Origin of the sequence: Synechococcus sp. 63AY4M2 (assembly GCF_002760475.1) — a bacterium.
Classification (GTDB): Bacteria; Cyanobacteriota; Cyanobacteriia; order Thermostichales; family Thermostichaceae; genus Thermostichus.
This window is the reverse complement of the sequence record NZ_AXUX01000001.1, coordinates 738425-753710: the sequence shown is the minus strand read 5'-3', so window position 1 is coordinate 753710 and position 15286 is coordinate 738425. Positions and strand designations below refer to the sequence as shown.

Below are 15286 nucleotides of genomic sequence, written 5' to 3'. Positions count from 1 at the left end.
CCTGCGGGGCTTGAGCCTTGGGTCTGCCCTTAGCAGGGGGAGGTTGTTCTGTCCGTTTCAAGAGATGGAAAGACGATGATGCTGACCGCAAGCCCGACAGCGCCGCCAACAGATGCCCGTCAACGAGTAAGCCAGTTTATGCGGCACCTCCAGGACGAGATCTGCGCTCGCCTAGAAGCACTGGACGGCAAAGCCAAGTTTCGGGAAGACAGTTGGGAGCGTCCCGGAGGAGGGGGTGGACGCTCGCGGGTTATCCAGCAGGGAGGGGTGTTCGAGCAAGGAGGGGTCAATTTTTCCGAGGTGTTTGGATCCCAGCTGCCCCCTTCGATTTGCAAACAGCGCCCAGAGGCAGCAGGGCATCCTTTCTACGCCACCGGCACCTCGATGGTGTTGCACCCCCGCAACCCCTACGTGCCGACGGTTCACCTCAACTACCGCTATTTTGAGGCGGGGCCGGTTTGGTGGTTTGGCGGCGGCATGGATCTCACCCCCTACTACCTGTTTGAGGAGGATGCGGCCCATTTTCACCGCACTGCCAAGGCGGCCTGCGACCGGCTGGATCCGGCCTACTACCCGGCTTTCAAGATCTGGTGCGACCGCTACTTCTTCTTGCCCCATCGGGGCGAGGCCCGCGGCGTGGGCGGCATTTTCTTTGACTATCAAGACGACCGGCCTGGGCTGCTCTACCGTCCTGAGGGCGAGGCAGAAGCGGATCCCGAGCAGCTCGCCGCTGAGCCGCCGCCCCTCCAGGTGCGGGTGGGATCCCGCAGTTGGGAACACCTCTTTGAGCTGGTGCAAGCCTGTGCCGAGGCGTTCTTGCCCGCCTATGTGCCGATTGTAGAGCGGCGGCAGGGGATGGAATGGGGGGAGCGGGAACGCCAGTTCCAGCTCTACCGGCGCGGCCGCTATGTGGAGTTCAACCTAGTCTACGACCGGGGCACGGTCTTTGGTCTCCAGACCCAAGGCCGTACCGAGTCGATCCTGATGTCGCTGCCGCCCTTGGTGCGCTGGGAATACGGCTACGAGCCACCGCCCGATAGCTGGGAAGCTAAGCTCTACGAAGTGCTGCGCCAGCCTCGGGATTGGGCCTAGGCGGTACTGGTCTCAATTTTTGAGGATCGCATTGTCTTCCCCTCTGCCCCTTGTCTACCGCTTTCAACCGCCACGCCAGGCCGGGCCCGGCAAGGCGCCGGTGTTGGTGATGCTGCACGGGATCGGCAGTCATGAGGGGGATCTCCTCCAGTTGGCCCCTTACTTGGATCCCCGCTTGGCGGTGATTAGCCTAAGGGCGCCGCTTCCCTGGGGGGCAGGTGGCTTTGCCTGGTTTGAAATGGCCTGGACGCCGGAAGGGCTGGTGGGGGATCCCGAGCAAGCCCGCCGCAGCCGGGAGCTTTTAAGCTGCTTTCTGGATCAGGCTTTGTCCCAGGGAATGGCCGACATTTCCTTGGATCCGGCCCAGGTCTATTTGCTGGGGTTTAGCCAAGGGGCAATCATGAGCTTATATCTGGCTCTAACCCAGCCTGAGAAGCTAGCCGGCGTGGTGGCAATAAGCGGTCGTCTTTCGCCAGAGATCCTGGCCGAGGCGGTAGAGCCAGCCCGGATGCAGCATCTGAAGATCCTGGTGGTTCACGGCACTGCCGATACCGTTTTACCGGTGGCCTTTGGCCGCCAGATCCGCGACTACTTTGCCTTGCTGCCCCTGAGCTTTACTTATCGCGAGTACGCAATGGGCCACGAGGTTTCCCCAGAAAGTTTGCGGGATATCCAAGGGTGGTTGCAAAGTCAGTTGGACCAAAACTGCGACCCTCCTCGGAGTTGAACCCTAGGCAAGGTCTGGGAGCTGTTGCCTCCTGGCGCCCGAAGGCAAATACAATAGCGGCAAAGTTCTTGCCCCCTCTCCCTAAGGGTCTCAGTGAACGGCGGCCAGCCTCCCTACGACATTCTCATCCTCTCCAACGGCCCCGGCGAGCTGCTCACCTGGGTGCGGCCAGTTGTCCTCGAGTTGCGTCAGCAACTGCCCCAGGCCCGTCTTTCCCTGGTCCTCTCTCCTTGTCCGCACGCTTCTGGGCAAGAGATGAAGATAGCGGAGGAATTTATCCAGGTCGATCGGGTTCAGGATCCCGATTTTTTTCTAGCTTTTTTGCTCACTGGCCAAACCGAAGAAGCTTGGGACTGGGCCAAACGGGGGGTGGTGCTGTTTCTGGGGGGGGATCAGTTTTTTGCTGTCTGGATTGCCCGTCGTCTCGGCTACCGCGTGGTGGTGTATGCCGAGCATCGGCCCCGCTGGCGACCCTGGGTAGACGTTTTTGCGGTGCGGACGGAGGAGATCAAACGTCGCTACGACGGGGGACGCATCCTGGGCCACCGCTGGGCTGCCAAGATGCACGTGGTCGGGGATCTGATGGCCGATGGCGTGGCCAGTGCTGTCTACTTGCCGGGGATACCTCTTCCCGGCTGGCTCAGCAGCCGCTCCCTTCCCCCGCCGACTCCTAGCGCTGCTCCCAAATCGACGGCAGGCTTTTCCACCCTCCTCCAGCCCCTCCCCGATCCCATCGAGGAGCTGGGATCGCTGCGAACGGCACCGGAAAAGGTGGAACCCACCTCTGCCGACGAAGCCTTGCTGCCGCGCGGCTGGCAACGTCTTGGCGATAGCATCCGCACCCACTACCAGGTGGGGCTGCTCCCCGGCTCCAAGCCGGCCAAGCTCTCCTTGGGGGTGCCGCTGGTGCTGGCGGTGGCCGATGAATTGCGCCAGCTGTTGCCCAACGTCCGCTTTGTGATCCCGGTGGCTCCTGGACAGACCCCACAATCCCTGGCGGCCTATGCCCATCCCCGGCTTAACCCCGATATGGCCATCATCTACGGCACCTCCGCCACCCTGGAGCAAACCAATCTTGGATCCCACTTCGTCACCCCCTTTGGCACCACGGTACAGCTGTGGACCCGTTTCCCTGCCTATTCGGTGCTGGCCAACTGCGACCTCTGCCTAACCACAGTTGGGGCCAACACCGCCGAGCTGGCCTACTTAGGGGTGCCGATGGTGGTGGCGATCCCCACCAACAAGCTAGAAGCTATGCGCGCCTGGGACGGGATCCCTGGCCTGTTGGCCCGCTTGCCTGGCCTGGGCACCTGGCTAGCCCGCCTCATCAACAGAATTGCCCTGCAGTGGTTGGGCCACCTGGCTTGGCCAAACATCTGGGCCGGACACGAGGTGGTGCCGGAGCTGCGAAGCCATTTGCGCCCAGCCCAGGTGGCCGAACAGATGCGAGCCCTGTTGGTTAATCCCGAGCGGCGTCAGCAGATGCAGAGGGAATTGCAACGTCTAGGGGGCAGTCCGGGTGCGGCCCAGGCCATTGTACAACTCGTGGCCCAGCAGTTGAGCAAAAGCTAAAGGAGACGGCCAAGGCGCTCCCGCAACTCGGCGGCAGCCTGCTCCAGGTGGTCGGGGGTATAGCCGGTGGTCTCCACCCGAACCGCAAGATGGGTGTCCTGGCTCTCGTGGAGATGAACCCACAAAATGTGGCGACCATCTTCGGTTCTGCGGTTGGCGGCTTTGACGCCGTTTTTGGGGGCAGCGTAGGCGTTTGAGTCGTAGCGAACCAGATCTACCCAGGGAAGGTCGCGCAGGAGCTTTTCCACCTTGACCCAACTGCGAGGACGGTGATGGCTGCTGTCGCTCCGCAATTGGATGACCTGGGAGCGATCTCGACCGGAATCGGGGAGAGCCGCCCGCGGGATCCGCGGCTGGACTTGCGGCTGTAAGTAAGGTAAATACACCAGAGATTTATATTGCTCGTGGATGTAGCAGACCGGGATCCCCAATTGACTGCCCACCACGGCCATGATCATGGCCTGGGCTTTGAAGCCCCCGGTGGCGGCGAAGGTGACGATCCCTTTAGCGCTTTCCGCCAACTGGCGCAACAGCTCGGCCATCCGCTCCAGGGAGGATCCCTCTAGCTCGTAGTTAACGCCGGGGAGGGGCACCAGCGAAACCTGTTGTTGGCCCAGCGCTTCTTCAAAAAAGAGCTGCAAAATCTGGGCACACTCCAGTCCTTCAGAGGTTTCGGAGTAAAGCAAAATCAAGGCATCCTGGGGAGTGGGATCCAGCCGGTAGTAGGTATTGGTTTCGGCGCTGATTAGTTCCAAATCTGTCTTTTTCATCCAGGCCAAGGCCCGTTCCGGATCCCCGATGGTTTTTTGGCCGGCCCAAGGGCGTTGTGGTTGCAGGTTTTTGTCCGGGTTGGTGAGCAAAGAGGTGCCCACCGTCATGATGATGGTCTGCATGAGTTATCCCCTAACTTTCTCGCAGTTTTTAAGGGCTCCATCCCCTCTCGCAATCAGAGCAGCCTTACTCTGCGAACTCTGCCATCTTCCCTTAAGTCGAGTACCTCTACCTCCACTTCTTGCCCCACCGTCAGGGATCCGGCCCGTTTCGGCTCTTTTTGGGTGAGCTTGATATTCGTATTCACGATTTGGAAGGTAACTTCGTTGCCCTTGATATTCGTGATGCTGGCCTTGAGGTGTTGCCCAATTTTGAAGCGGGCCTTGGTAGAAGCTGCTGCATTTTCAACTTGGGGCTGAGCCTGCTTTTGTTCAGGTTGCTCTTTGGGCCGCAGTGCCTCTGGCTGGGGCTTGGCCTCGCCGCCGCGGGAATGGGTCGGACGACCGCCATTGGGATCGGGAGGGGACGGGATCTCGCCGATCGGCACTCCCCCATCTTTGTAGTAGCGGGCCAGGCGGGCGGCCCAGCCCAGGATCTGCAGCATCTCAGCCGGCCTATCCTGCAGAGATTGCAAGTACTTTTTACAGGTTTGGTCGATGAGCCGGTAGTAGCGTGGGGTTTCGTTGCTGCGGTGGAGGCCAGTTTCTCGCACCAGCTCGCCGGTGAATCGGAAAAAGCGGGATCCCGCGTCGGGGTGGTGGGCGACCGAGCGCAGATAGGCGATGCACTTGCTCAACTCGTCGACATCCACCCTTTCTTTGGCCAAGGTCATGGCGATGCCGTGGGCGAGATCCCAAGATTGGGGGCTGAGATCGACAGTGTCTGACAGCATGGGGGAACCCTCAGTACACTCCGGTGGGCGGCTCGCGCAGAGCAGTGGGACTCAGGATGGCGGCCAATCGCTTGAGCTGTTCGGGCAAGATGTAGCCCTGGGCAGCTCGAATTTGCTCTTGCACAAAAGCTTGGAGGCGTCCTCCTTCCAGGGTATCGGCTTCTGGGGGATCGTAGCGGCTGTAGCGATCTTTTAGGTTGCCGGGCCGCTCGATCTTGTCGAGGGTGACCTGCAGGGATCCCAGGCCCACGGGCTTACCGCCCCCCACCTTCAGCAGCATGGGATGGTTGGGATCCTGCCCCAAAACCGTGAGCAAGGTGCCCAGCTCGGCAGGGGTGAGGTTTTTGAAGTGGATTTGGGTTTTGAAAACCGTGTTTTGCATCGCTTGCTGGGTGGGTGTTCCCCTTGAACTGCCCTGCAAAGCTTTTTTGTGGGTGTAGTAGAACTTGCGTCCAATGACTTTGCCGTTTTCCTTTTTAAAGTAAGCTTTGCACTGATCCGGGCGAGGACGGTACAGCGGGGGCAGGGATCCGACACCCGATCCGGTGCCGGTGGTAATGGCATCCCTGAACTCCACCAGTCCCTGCCAGTTGAGGGCGCCAAAAACGCGGCTGGCAGGACATAGCCGCTCCTTCTGGCGGCAGGGCTGCCGCTCTGGTGGGATCCGATCTTTGTAGCGGCTGGTGATCACTGCAAGGGTGCTGTTGGTGATCGCCTCGTACATGGCCCGGATGGCCCCCTTGAGGGAGCTGCCCTGGATCTTGAGCCGCCCGTCGGGGGTGGTGGTCATGGTTTTGAGCACCCGGATCCCGTTGACGCCGACGTCGCTGCCCAAGGCCAGGTGGCCGGTGGAAATGTGGAGGGCGGTCTGCACCGTCAGGGTGAGAAAGAGGGTGCCGTGCAACTTGTCGGGATGGAACTTGGCGTGGCCGGCGGGATGCTCCAGCTTGGGAGGCTGTTGGGGAAAGGGGATCAGCTCGTAGGGTTTGCGAGCGACGGCTAGCTCACCTCTGCCCCGAGCTGGGTTGCCGGCGGGCAAGGGTCGGGGGCCTTGGGGAGTCATCTTGACCTCGGGATGAGAGCAACAAAGTGAACGCGGGCGGTGCGTCCATCGCGAAAGTAGCGCTGGCCCAGCTTGAGATGCCTCGGATAGCTAAGACCTTGGGGAAAGCGGGTTTCCAGGCTTTGGGATCCGTACAGGTCGGCCTCGCGATCCTCCCACTGCCACTCCCCGGCCAGCGGCACAAAGAAGTCGGGAGGAGGTTGGATCCCCAGATACAGCAGATCCCAGCCGCGGGGGGTGCTTTTCCAGCGCAACTCCCGTTGTTGGCAGAAAACCTGCCCCTCTTGACAGACCAGATCTGGTGGGATCCCCGCCTGAATGCCGCTGACGCGGTGGGGCCAGCGCAAAAAGGTGTAGGTTTCCTCGGCAGCGGCAAAACAGGCCGAGAGAACTTGGAACAACAAGGACGCCGTCCCGCTGTCGCCGGCGGCCAGATCCGGAACCTTGTGGGAGGCTACGTAGGCTGGTTTCATACCGCTTTGGTCTCCGTTTGCAAGAGCTGGGCCCAACTTTTAACGGCGGCGGCCAGCAGGTGCTCCACCTTGGCCTCAGACCTTTGCTCCCAGGTCAGCCGCGCCCCAAAGCCCAAGGGCATCGGCTCCGCCCCCACCGGCACTAACTGGCGATCGGGTTTGGCAAAGCCGTATTTGCCCGCCTCTTCTGGACTCAGAAACTCGCTCGCCCCCAGCAGGGATCCCCTTGGCCAGGCAAGCTGGGATCCCAGCAGCCGTAGCTCCTGGCTCCCCTCCTCCACCAGGCAGCCCGGGTAGTCCACCGTCGCCCACTCGTACTCCACCCGAACGCGGCCCATGCCGCGGGATTTGGCAAAGCCAATACCAAACCATCCTTCGTCCAGATCCCGCAGCACCAGCCCCAGCAGGCCCAGTTGGGCCAGGGTAAAGTTTTTCAGGTGGATCTTGGTTTGAAAGGATCCCTCTACGCACACTTGATAGCTGAACGGCCCCAGCCCCACCGCCACTGAGCCGAAGACGCGGTCGATGGCCACCCCATTACGTTCCTCCAGGCGCAGAGGTGTCCCCGGCTTGGGATAGGCATCTTCGATGCGGACCCGGCTGGCGATGGCTGTGTTGCCGAACATCTGATCCGTAAAAGAAGAGAGGGCGTAAACCCGGTGGGACTCTGCAATTTTTTCCAGCCACTGGTTGGCCTTTTGGTCGAGGGGATCGCTGGCCCAGAGTTGCAACTTGTTCCCCTCAGGCCGTCTGTCGCCGCCCACCGTTCGGACGATGCGCTCCGCGTGGGCGCGAATGGCCCCTTTGAGGGAGCTGCCGGGAAAATAGACTGTCCGCCCGCCGCCGCGATAGGTTTCCACAAACTCCATGTCGGGCTTTGTCGGATCTGCCCCTTGTTTGCCAGCTTTGATGAGCACAGGGCCATCTGGCTTGAGGGTGAGGCAGAGGGTGCAGTGGTTAACGTAGCGCTTGTGCATGGCCTGGGATCCTTCACTGAAGAGGAACAAGAGGGTTTTCGCCCAACCCTTGCGCTAGCTGCGGGGGCCGACGGGAGCGACAGCGGTTAGTTTGGCAACCAGGGCTTCCACCCAGTCTTGGCGCAAGGCGGCAGCCTCTTCCGGGCTAAGGGGTTGCCGGGATCCGGCCACCAGCTCTTGCAGATAGGTCAGCAGCCGCCGCGGATCCCCTTCTGAGTCAAACCAATAGACCGCCCCGATCTCCAGGCGGACGACCCCCAAGCCGCGGGAGCGCCCCCCTCCCAAGGGGATCTGCTCCGTTTCCAATTGGTGCAAGCCGATGGCCAGCAGGCCCAGCTCCCATGCTTCGGCATTTTCGACAACGGCGTGGAACTGAAAGGGGGTGTTGGCCGGCACCACTTGAAAGTCGTAGAGCTTGCCCTCTGCCGCCGTCTCCGTATCCCGATCGATGGCCACACCATCCCGCTCTTGGTATTGGCCAAACCAGGCTTCCCGCACCACGGGCAAATCGCGAATCTGCACCTTGCCCGCCAGCCAAGGGGATCCAAACACCTGCGAGACCCAGTCGGTGGCCTCGATCAGCTTTTGCGTCAGGGTTGCGTCGTCGTCTTTGTAGGTGTTCTTAATTTGGTTGACCACCCGGACTTGCTCGCTGCCGGTCAACTCGCTGGGATCCCTGGCCAGCGCCGGATCGATGCCGCGCAAAAAACTCTCCAGGCGGGAGCGCAGCGCCCCCTTGAGGCTGGAACCAGGGATGAGCGGGCGGCCCAGCGCGTCCTTGAGAACCGGCAAATCGGAGCCGATGGGCTCGGTGGAGCGGCCCACCCCGATGTGCAGGGCGGTCACGGTGGTGAGCGTGCCGGTGATCTCCAAGCGGTTTTTGAAAACGTCGAACATCGTTCCCTCAAATCAGGTTAAGGTTGAAGTTAACGCTCCACAGATATCCTCCATCCACTACGGCTTCAGCAAACAGGATGGGGATGATTTTCAACTGGCTGAGCCGGAAGGTCGAGACGACACCCTCAAGGGCACAACTGGTCATGCTTTAAGATCCTCCCCCTTCTCGCTTGTACTTGAGATAGCGCGCCCCATAGCCCAGGTAACGCCGGATCAAGTCAATTTTGATCTCGTTGACTTTGGGGGATCTTTCTTCAACGCCGGCCTTTTGGGCAATGGCGAGGGCCTTTTGATGGATCCAGTTGTCGATGTCTTGGATGATGGCTTCTGCCAAGGAGTTCTTGCCCCGACCCCACTTTTCATCTCGCCCCATCTGGTAGCGCAAGAAGTTCTTGATTACCTCTGAGCTTTCGGTGGAAGCTGCCACATGCAACAAGTTGCGGTACTGGGCCTCTTCCAATTTGCTCAGACCTTTAAAGTTATCCAAGGCGGTTTGGATTCTGGCAACCAGCTCATCTTCGGCCAGCCGAATGTGCCGCTGGATCTCAAGTTCCTGTTTTTGCTCCAGTTTGCTCTCGCTGGTGGCGAAGGTCATAGCGGGTTCTCCCAGAAATGATGATGGAACAGACTACAGACCTCAATTTGGCCAAATCCCTCCGCGGTTCGCTCGCCGATGCCCCAGTATTCCATCTCCGCCAAAATCGGGATCCAGCGCTCCATTTGCGTGGTGCTCAGCAGGAAGACGCTGCCCTGGGTTGTAACCAGCTCTACATCTTTAAAAAGCCCCCAGGCGGCGTTCCAGCCGGAAACATAGGCGTAGCTGCTACAGGCCAGCTCCAAGACCAGGGATCCGTCCTCGCAGTTGGCCTCCTCCTGGAGCATCGGCGGCGTGAGCACCGTGGTGCGTTGCCAGCGCTCCTTGAGGATGGCCCCCGACTGCAGCCCGATGGAGAAGTACTGCCGCTCCGGCGGCAAGGGCTGCCAGGGATTCCCAAACACCTGCCATTGTTGCCAGCGCTGCCGCAGCTTTTGGTTAAAGGCTGCCACCCGCTCAGCCAGGGAGGGCTTCGGGGCCCTCAGGTGTCGAGCGGCAAGGCTGACCCGGCCCAGCCCCCGCGACACTCCCCCTCCCAAGGACAAGCGGCGGGCGTGGGTGTTGAGGTAGCCGGCGAGGGCTGCCGCCAGCTCGCGATCCTGCAGATAGATGTGGCCGCTGAAGAGGGAAGGCTGCAAGCTCCCATCTCGCCCGGCCCGGCCCTCGTTGATCACCTCCAGGCTGTAGAGGATCTGGTCGGCGGCGGTGGCGCGGCGGCGGTTGATCCCCACCCGCGTGAGCAGGCGCTTGGACACGGCCACCCTTCGGTAGCGGGATCCCTCCTCCTGGCTGTAAAAGCCGCCGAAGGGCTCCACCCTGCCCCCGGAGCCATCCGGCTCTGCCGGATCAAAGGGGATCCCCAGCCGCTGCGAGCAGAAGCGATCCAGCAGTGTGTCGAACACCCCCGTTTTGCCCGCCTCTGAGCGGAAGCCGGGGTTGTTTTTGGAGCTAAAGGCCGTGGCCGGCAAAACCCGGCTGCCGGATCCCGGATAAGCATGGGTAAACACCGCCGCACGGGCCTCCGTGAACAGGGCGGCCAGATCTCCTGTCAGGGCCTCGCCGGGGCGGTGCCGGCTTTGGCAGAGCAGGAGGTCGGCCAAGGCCCCCCGGATCACGCTGCCGGGAATGAAGTCCTGGGCCTCGCTGATGGAGCCGCCCGGCTTTTGCCGACCGATGGCCAGGGGAGACTCGGCAGTGAGCGTGAGTTCAATGGCCTCCATCAGCTCCCTCCTCCGGCCAAAAAGGCCCAATCTGCGTCATTCGGCTGCAGGGCAGCTAGAGACTGGGGATCCCAGTGCAACCAACCCAAGCCTGCAGATTTGCTGCCTCCCAGCGCCCCAATGTGGTGCAGGGCCACCCGCAGCAGGGCCTTGCCCCAGGGAGGGCAGTCGGGCAAAAGCTGCAGGGATCCGGAGAAGATCAGCTCGGCTGCCGGCGAGGTCTCGATGAGGTAGAGCCGCTGATCCTCGGCGGTGCGGCGGCGGCGGTTGAGGGTGACTCCTGGGCGGAGGGTCGCTTCCAGCGCTGCCGGCGGCACCTCACAGACGAGATCCGCCACCCACAGGCGGGAAGGCAGGGCCGGATTGCCGAAGATCTGGCAGACCAGGCAATGGGATCCGGCGTAGCCCTCGACCTGGTATTCGGGGCGGTCGAAGTGGCCGTCGATCCCCTCCCGCTTGGGACACATGCGCTCCGGGTCGGGGGAGCGGCAAATGGCCCAGCCGAGGCCGCGGGCCAGCTTTTCGCACTCGTGGCGCAGCCTTCCCTTCAACTGGGAGCCGGGGATGAGCAGCTTGCCGTAGGCATCCTTGAGCAGGGGCTTGTCCGCCAGGGAGCCGCTGGAGCCGCCGGATCCCACCGCCAGAGCCGAGGCGAGGGTGGCCTTCAAAGGGATAGAGGTGCTCGTTTGGGGCAGCTCTGCCAGCCGAACCATCACTTCACCTCCACAGGAACGGGCCGGCCCTCGGCCTGGGGCTGTTTTTGGACAAAAGCGTACAGATCCACCAGATCCCGCCAGATGGTCTCGTAGGTGGGTTCCCCCTCCGCCGCCACGTACATCCAGGGGGGAAGGTGGCCGTCGTTGGTTTTGGCCTTGCACCAGGTGCGTTCAAAGGCCTCGATCAGCGGCTGCCCTTTTTGGCCCAGCCGGGTGCGGAAGTAGAGGTAGTTGAGGGTGGCGGTGCGCTTGCCTTTTTCCAAAAAGCTGCGGATTTGGTAGAGCTGGGAGCGGGGAAAATCCGCCGCCTGCAAAGCTTGCACCGTTCTCAGCAGCCCACGGATCTCCGGGACGGTGTAGGGGCCGGCGTAGAGCTTGAGGAGGTGGCCGTTCTGGCGATTCTCCAGGGCCTGCTGGCGAAAATCCTGGATGCTGGAGGCGATCAAAGTCACCGATTTCAAAGAGAGAAAGTCGATGGTGGCCACCGAAAAGTCTTGATCGCGGGGCTTCAGCTTTTTGGCGCGGCTTTTGGCAGATTTCAACAGTTGTTCGGTCAGCCTTTCGGCATAGTAGATGGGGGTGTCTTCCGAGGCAAACAGCACGCCTGCCGAGGTGGAGAGCCGACAGAGCTGGTCTGGGCTGTCGGCCGGGTAGCGGTGCGGCACCTGGCCGAGGGAGCGGGCGGCGTAGGTGGCCGATTTGGCCAGCAGGATCTGCTCGAACTGCTCACAAAAGGTGGCGGCAATGTCCAGGGCCTTGTGGGCTGGCACCACCATCAGCACATCGTCCCCGCCGATGGTCAGGATCTCGAAGGGGTGGATCCACTCGCCGTTGCGGTCTCTGCCGCTTTCCGGATCCGGCGGCAGGCCCCGCAGCCGGTGCGCCTGCAGGTGCTGGGCAAGGGCGCGGTAAACGGCTTGTTCCGTGGCCTCGGAAACGTCGCGGCTAAATTGCCGGTAGGCCTCTGGGGTTTGGATCTGCTGCACGTAGCCCCCCATGTTGTTGCCGTCGGCGTAGAGGTAGGCCACAAAGCCCTGGCTGGCGTTGGCCACTTCCCGCAGCGATTGCGCCTCGCCGATCCCCTGGCCGGATCCCGCGCAGGGCTGCAAATAGCGCTCCCGGTAGGGCTCGCCGGCGGGAGAGTCGAGGAAGCGGGCAAATCGCGTTACCCAGCTTTCCACAAAGCCGGGATCCCAGGCGGGGAATTTGCGGAACCACCCCTGCTGGCCTGTCTCCAGGCGCTTGGCCTGGCGGCCCACCAGCGCTTTGCGGGCTGTGGCCTCCGATAGCCAGGGCTGACCTGGCAGGTCGGCTTTGGCCAGGGCCGGGCGGCGGTCGGTGCTGTCGCGGCGCAGGTAGGGGTGGGTTTCAAAACAGGCGGGATGGGCGCGGCTGGGACGACCGGGATCCGGATTGCCGTTGCGGCGGTGCTGGAAGCGGGCAGCCAGGTGGCCCACCAGCTCGTTGAAACTTTTGCGGGCCTGGAAGCTGGCTTCGCTGCAATCTCCAAAGTAGGCCCTCACCAGAGGGTGGGCCTGGTGTTGGGCCAGCCAGTCCAGCCAGGGGGTGCGCTCGATGGGATCCCGCAGCAGGCCGTAGCGCAGCTCCAGCAGCCGAAAGGCGGATCCCACGGCACAGGCGTTGGCGGTGAGGGTTTCTTCGGTGTAGCGGCGCTCGATGGCCTCGCAGAGGTCGTCCACATAGGCCGCCGGACAGAAGGCCAAGAGGTTGCCGCCGGTGGAGTAGATGAGGAGCTCCGGAATGAGAGCCTGCGCCAAAGCCGGGTAGTGCTGCTGCAGCCAGGGCCGAACCCGCCGGTTCACGTAGGCCTCCAGCTCTGCTCGAGACTCCTTCCCCAAGGCTTTCCACCCCAAGTAGGTTTGCTCGGGATCCCCAAAAAAGGCGGGCAGATCCACCAGGTTAATGCGATCCAACAGGGCCGAGGCGCCGCGAATTTCCGGCAGTTTGGCGGACTCGAAGACGTAGCCCTTGATCTTGGTAGCCCCCCCGTAAACCAAGCCGATGCGGCTGGTCTGCCGCCACAGCTCCGGATAGCGCGATTGCAACTCTGCCAAGGTTTTGGGAAAGGTTGTGGCCGCCACGCTCTCCTGAAATTGGCGCACCTGCGCCCAGAGGGGCTGCAGCGCCTCCGGGATCCCGGCTGCGTCGTCGGTGCGGATGGCTGCGCACATCTGCTGCAGAATCGGCAAGGGAAATTGGGGATCCCGCCCTTCTCCCCAGGCCAGGCACCAGGCCAACGCGATGGGCACGGGGGAGGCAGAGGAGGTAGCGGTCATGGGCAACACCTGGCAAAAAAGAAGATATAGAACGCAGCTGCTGTGCTGGCGGGCAAATCCGGCCCTGACTTTTGACTGGAGCGATCCTTGAACTTCACAAATCCTTCATCAAAACCAAAGGCGCTTCAAAAAGACGGCGTCGGCAATAGCAGCCACGCGGGCAGAGAATCGCAGCCGACAGAGAGAGGCCATGGCAGTGACTGATGGTTGCATTTTGCAGTTCCAGACTGGGAGACAGTATAGGCCGATTTGGATTCATTGCCAACAGATTCAAGACTTTTTTCGGTTGGCCCAGCCAGCGATTTAAAGGTAAAGCAAATTGGAAGGGATCCCTTCTCAAATCCTCTCAAAGGAAAAGTGGCTCTAGGTTGATTTTGGATAGGGGCTGCTATTGACTGGGGATGAGCAGAAATGGGATGGGCCTATGCTGACCAAGTTGAGTTTTTCAGAGCCACCCGTCGCCGGAGCAGAAAACAGCAAGTGGCCGACGGGATCCGAGTTGGTGGGGATCACCTTGGAAGTTCAGGCTCCTCGGTCTTACCTGCTGGATCCCCACTATGCCAAAGGGCTGCACGCCTGGTTCTTGAGCCAGGTGCAAGAGACAGACCCGCAGCTATCGGCCTATTTGCACGATGGAGAATCGGAGAAACCTTTTACCCTCTCCCGGCTGATGGGGCCCTTCCGCGAGCAGGGGGGGCGACCGCTGATCCCGCCCCAGATCCCCTTCCGCTGGTCGATCACCGCCCTCAACCCCCAAGTGGTGGAGTGGCTGCGAGGGTGGTGCCAACGGCTGCCCACCTGGCTGGAATTGCGGGGATCCCCGCTGCAGATCCTGGGATGGCAGATCTCGATCCCCCCGCGCACCTATCGTCAACTGTTGGAGCAGCCTCTTTCCCCCCGCTCCTGGAGCCTTTCCTTCGTCTCGCCCACCAGCTTTCGCCACCGGGGCCACCATCTGCCGCTGCCGATCCCTCGCAACCTGTTCCACAGCTATCTGCGCCGTTGGAACGATTTTTCCGGTCTGCCCATCGAGGCGGAGCCTTTTCTGGATTGGGTGGATGGGGAAGTGATCATCCAGCGGCACCGTCTGGAATCGGTGAAAACCACCGCAGGTCGCCAGGGATCCGTGACGGGATTCATCGGCTGTGTGCAGTTGGCTGTCTCCTCCCGTGCGCCTGAGCTGTTGCAGCAGCAGCTCCAAGCCCTGATCCACCTTGCCCCCTACTGCGGCACCGGCCACAAAACCCCCTTTGGGCTAGGGCAAACCCGCCTGGGTTGGTTGGCCGAAGAGCTACCCGCCTCCCCTGTCCCTTCCCGGGAAGAGCAGGTGGCCCAGCGGATCGAGGAGCTGAGCGCCCTCTTTCTCAGCCAGCGGCAACGACAAGGGGGATCCCGCGCCGAAAAAACTGCCCAACTGTGGGCGACGATCCTGGCCCGCCGCGAAGGTGGAGAGAGCTTACAACAGATCGCCGCTGATTTGGAGATGCCCTACGAGACGGTGAAGACCTATGCCAAGCTGGCCCGCCGCTCTCTCCAGTCTGGATCCCAGGACTACTCGTCGAGCAGTCTTCCCTAGATGACTTGAGGTACTTTGTTGAGCCTGATACATTCACGCTGAACTCTCCTGAACATGGTTCAGGAAAGAAGCGATCGCATCCTGCCTATCTCTGTTCGCGTCAGCGGGACGGAGTCCAAGCAGGAAGGCGGTATCCCGCAAAGCCCTGAGGAATACCCCCCGAGCGCTTTCCCCCTTCACTTCCCGGCAACCGTTGCGGTGGACTCAAGGATCAGGGGGAAACTTGGTCTACTATATCCCTCTCAATGACTTTTGCCAAACCGCCTAAAGCTCAGTAAATTCAGCAAAGTTCAGGGTTTTGGGGGTTAGAGGCATGCTCTTGCAGGGAGAAGGTAGAGATCAACCTCACTTCTCTTTGCTCATTACTCGCTTCTCTCTAGTTTCCGTCCCCTTGCGGGGAAAAGGTAGGGATCAACGT

Annotated in this window: 15 protein-coding genes; 4 read left to right on the top strand and 11 right to left on the bottom strand. The window is 61.6% G+C overall.

The window, feature by feature from the left end; translation table 11 throughout:
- Positions 1-78 precede the first annotated feature (78 nt).
- From hemF to SYN63AY4M2_RS03315, 3 genes are all read left to right on the top strand, one after another.
- Entirely contained in the window at positions 79-1092 is a 1014-nt protein-coding gene (gene hemF / locus SYN63AY4M2_RS03325) for an oxygen-dependent coproporphyrinogen oxidase (protein WP_099887209.1), read from the top strand.
- A 31-nt stretch (positions 1093-1123) separates the two neighbouring features.
- Positions 1124-1819, top strand: a complete 696-nt coding sequence (locus tag SYN63AY4M2_RS03320; protein ID WP_099887208.1) for an alpha/beta fold hydrolase — start codon at positions 1124-1126, stop codon at positions 1817-1819.
- A 93-nt stretch (positions 1820-1912) separates the two neighbouring features.
- Positions 1913-3391, top strand: coding sequence for a hypothetical protein (locus tag SYN63AY4M2_RS03315; RefSeq protein ID WP_099835607.1), 1479 nt, complete (start codon positions 1913-1915; stop codon positions 3389-3391).
- Here the strand turns inward: SYN63AY4M2_RS03315 and SYN63AY4M2_RS03310 are convergent.
- Genes SYN63AY4M2_RS03310 through cas10 form a run of 11 tightly spaced genes read right to left on the bottom strand, consistent with a single transcriptional unit; the run spans position 3388 to position 13292 of the window.
- Entirely contained in the window at positions 3388-4284 is an 897-nt protein-coding gene (locus SYN63AY4M2_RS03310) for a putative CRISPR-associated protein (RefSeq protein WP_099887207.1), read from the bottom strand. The genes SYN63AY4M2_RS03315 and SYN63AY4M2_RS03310 overlap by 4 nt on opposite strands.
- Positions 4285-4337: 53 nt before the next feature.
- A complete protein-coding gene (locus tag SYN63AY4M2_RS03305) occupies positions 4338-5054 on the bottom strand; it encodes a hypothetical protein (RefSeq protein ID WP_099887206.1) in 717 nt (238 codons plus the stop codon).
- Positions 5055-5064: 10 nt separating this feature from the next.
- Positions 5065-6117, bottom strand: coding sequence for an RAMP superfamily CRISPR-associated protein (locus SYN63AY4M2_RS03300; protein WP_099887205.1), 1053 nt, complete (start codon positions 6115-6117; stop codon positions 5065-5067).
- Positions 6114-6590, bottom strand: coding sequence for a hypothetical protein (locus tag SYN63AY4M2_RS03295; protein ID WP_099884153.1), 477 nt, complete (start codon positions 6588-6590; stop codon positions 6114-6116). The genes SYN63AY4M2_RS03300 and SYN63AY4M2_RS03295 overlap by 4 nt, the downstream gene beginning before the upstream one ends.
- Positions 6587-7567: an RAMP superfamily CRISPR-associated protein gene (locus SYN63AY4M2_RS03290; RefSeq protein ID WP_099887204.1), complete on the bottom strand. Its 981-nt coding sequence runs from the start codon at positions 7565-7567 to the stop codon at positions 6587-6589. The genes SYN63AY4M2_RS03295 and SYN63AY4M2_RS03290 overlap by 4 nt, the downstream gene beginning before the upstream one ends.
- Positions 7568-7621: 54 nt before the next feature.
- On the bottom strand, positions 7622-8464 hold the full coding sequence (csx7, locus tag SYN63AY4M2_RS03285) for a CRISPR-associated RAMP protein Csx7 (RefSeq protein ID WP_011429765.1): 843 nt from the start codon (positions 8462-8464) through the stop codon (positions 7622-7624).
- A gap of 7 nt (positions 8465-8471) precedes the next feature.
- Complete coding sequence (locus tag SYN63AY4M2_RS13735) at positions 8472-8609, bottom strand: hypothetical protein (RefSeq protein ID WP_011429766.1); 138 nt, start codon at positions 8607-8609, stop codon at positions 8472-8474.
- Between the two features lie 3 nt (positions 8610-8612).
- Positions 8613-9059 carry a hypothetical protein gene (locus SYN63AY4M2_RS03280; protein ID WP_011429767.1) on the bottom strand — a complete coding sequence of 149 codons (447 nt, stop codon included), beginning with the start codon at positions 9057-9059 and terminating at the stop codon, positions 8613-8615.
- On the bottom strand, positions 9056-10279 hold the full coding sequence (gene csx10, locus SYN63AY4M2_RS03275; RefSeq protein ID WP_099887203.1) for a CRISPR-associated RAMP protein Csx10: 1224 nt from the start codon (positions 10277-10279) through the stop codon (positions 9056-9058). Before csx10 ends, SYN63AY4M2_RS03280 begins: the two co-directional genes overlap by 4 nt.
- Positions 10279-10992 carry an RAMP superfamily CRISPR-associated protein gene (locus SYN63AY4M2_RS03270; protein ID WP_011429769.1) on the bottom strand — a complete coding sequence of 238 codons (714 nt, stop codon included), beginning with the start codon at positions 10990-10992 and terminating at the stop codon, positions 10279-10281. Before SYN63AY4M2_RS03270 ends, csx10 begins: the two co-directional genes overlap by 1 nt.
- A complete protein-coding gene (gene cas10 / locus SYN63AY4M2_RS03265; RefSeq protein ID WP_240530489.1) occupies positions 10992-13292 on the bottom strand; it encodes a type III-B CRISPR-associated protein Cas10/Cmr2 in 2301 nt (766 codons plus the stop codon). The genes SYN63AY4M2_RS03270 and cas10 overlap by 1 nt, the downstream gene beginning before the upstream one ends.
- Before the next feature lie 424 nt (positions 13293-13716).
- Between cas10 and cas6 the strand changes: the two genes are divergently transcribed.
- On the top strand, positions 13717-14868 hold the full coding sequence (gene cas6, locus SYN63AY4M2_RS03260) for a CRISPR-associated endoribonuclease Cas6 (RefSeq protein WP_099887202.1): 1152 nt from the start codon (positions 13717-13719) through the stop codon (positions 14866-14868).
- The last annotated feature ends 418 nt before the right edge of the window (positions 14869-15286 follow it).

Excerpts from the sequence above, each read along its gene's own strand:
- csx7 (WP_011429765.1), bottom strand. The coding sequence starts at position 8,464 with ATGTTCGACGTTTTCAAAAACCGCTTGGAGATCACCGGCACGCTCACC.
- SYN63AY4M2_RS03305 (WP_099887206.1), bottom strand. The coding sequence starts at position 5,054 with ATGCTGTCAGACACTGTCGATCTCAGCCCCCAATCTTGGGATCTCGCC.
- SYN63AY4M2_RS03280 (WP_011429767.1), bottom strand. The coding sequence starts at position 9,059 with ATGACCTTCGCCACCAGCGAGAGCAAACTGGAGCAAAAACAGGAACTT.
- SYN63AY4M2_RS13735 (WP_011429766.1), bottom strand. The coding sequence starts at position 8,609 with ATGACCAGTTGTGCCCTTGAGGGTGTCGTCTCGACCTTCCGGCTCAGC.
- SYN63AY4M2_RS03270 (WP_011429769.1), bottom strand. The coding sequence starts at position 10,992 with ATGGTTCGGCTGGCAGAGCTGCCCCAAACGAGCACCTCTATCCCTTTG.
- SYN63AY4M2_RS03310 (WP_099887207.1), bottom strand. The coding sequence starts at position 4,284 with ATGCAGACCATCATCATGACGGTGGGCACCTCTTTGCTCACCAACCCG.
- cas6 (WP_099887202.1), top strand. The coding sequence starts at position 13,717 with ATGCTGACCAAGTTGAGTTTTTCAGAGCCACCCGTCGCCGGAGCAGAA.
- hemF (WP_099887209.1), top strand. The coding sequence starts at position 79 with ATGCTGACCGCAAGCCCGACAGCGCCGCCAACAGATGCCCGTCAACGA.
- SYN63AY4M2_RS03290 (WP_099887204.1), bottom strand. The coding sequence starts at position 7,567 with ATGCACAAGCGCTACGTTAACCACTGCACCCTCTGCCTCACCCTCAAG.
- SYN63AY4M2_RS03295 (WP_099884153.1), bottom strand. The coding sequence starts at position 6,590 with ATGAAACCAGCCTACGTAGCCTCCCACAAGGTTCCGGATCTGGCCGCC.
- csx10 (WP_099887203.1), bottom strand. The coding sequence starts at position 10,279 with ATGGAGGCCATTGAACTCACGCTCACTGCCGAGTCTCCCCTGGCCATC.
- SYN63AY4M2_RS03300 (WP_099887205.1), bottom strand. The coding sequence starts at position 6,117 with ATGACTCCCCAAGGCCCCCGACCCTTGCCCGCCGGCAACCCAGCTCGG.
- cas10 (WP_240530489.1), bottom strand. The coding sequence starts at position 13,292 with ATGACCGCTACCTCCTCTGCCTCCCCCGTGCCCATCGCGTTGGCCTGG.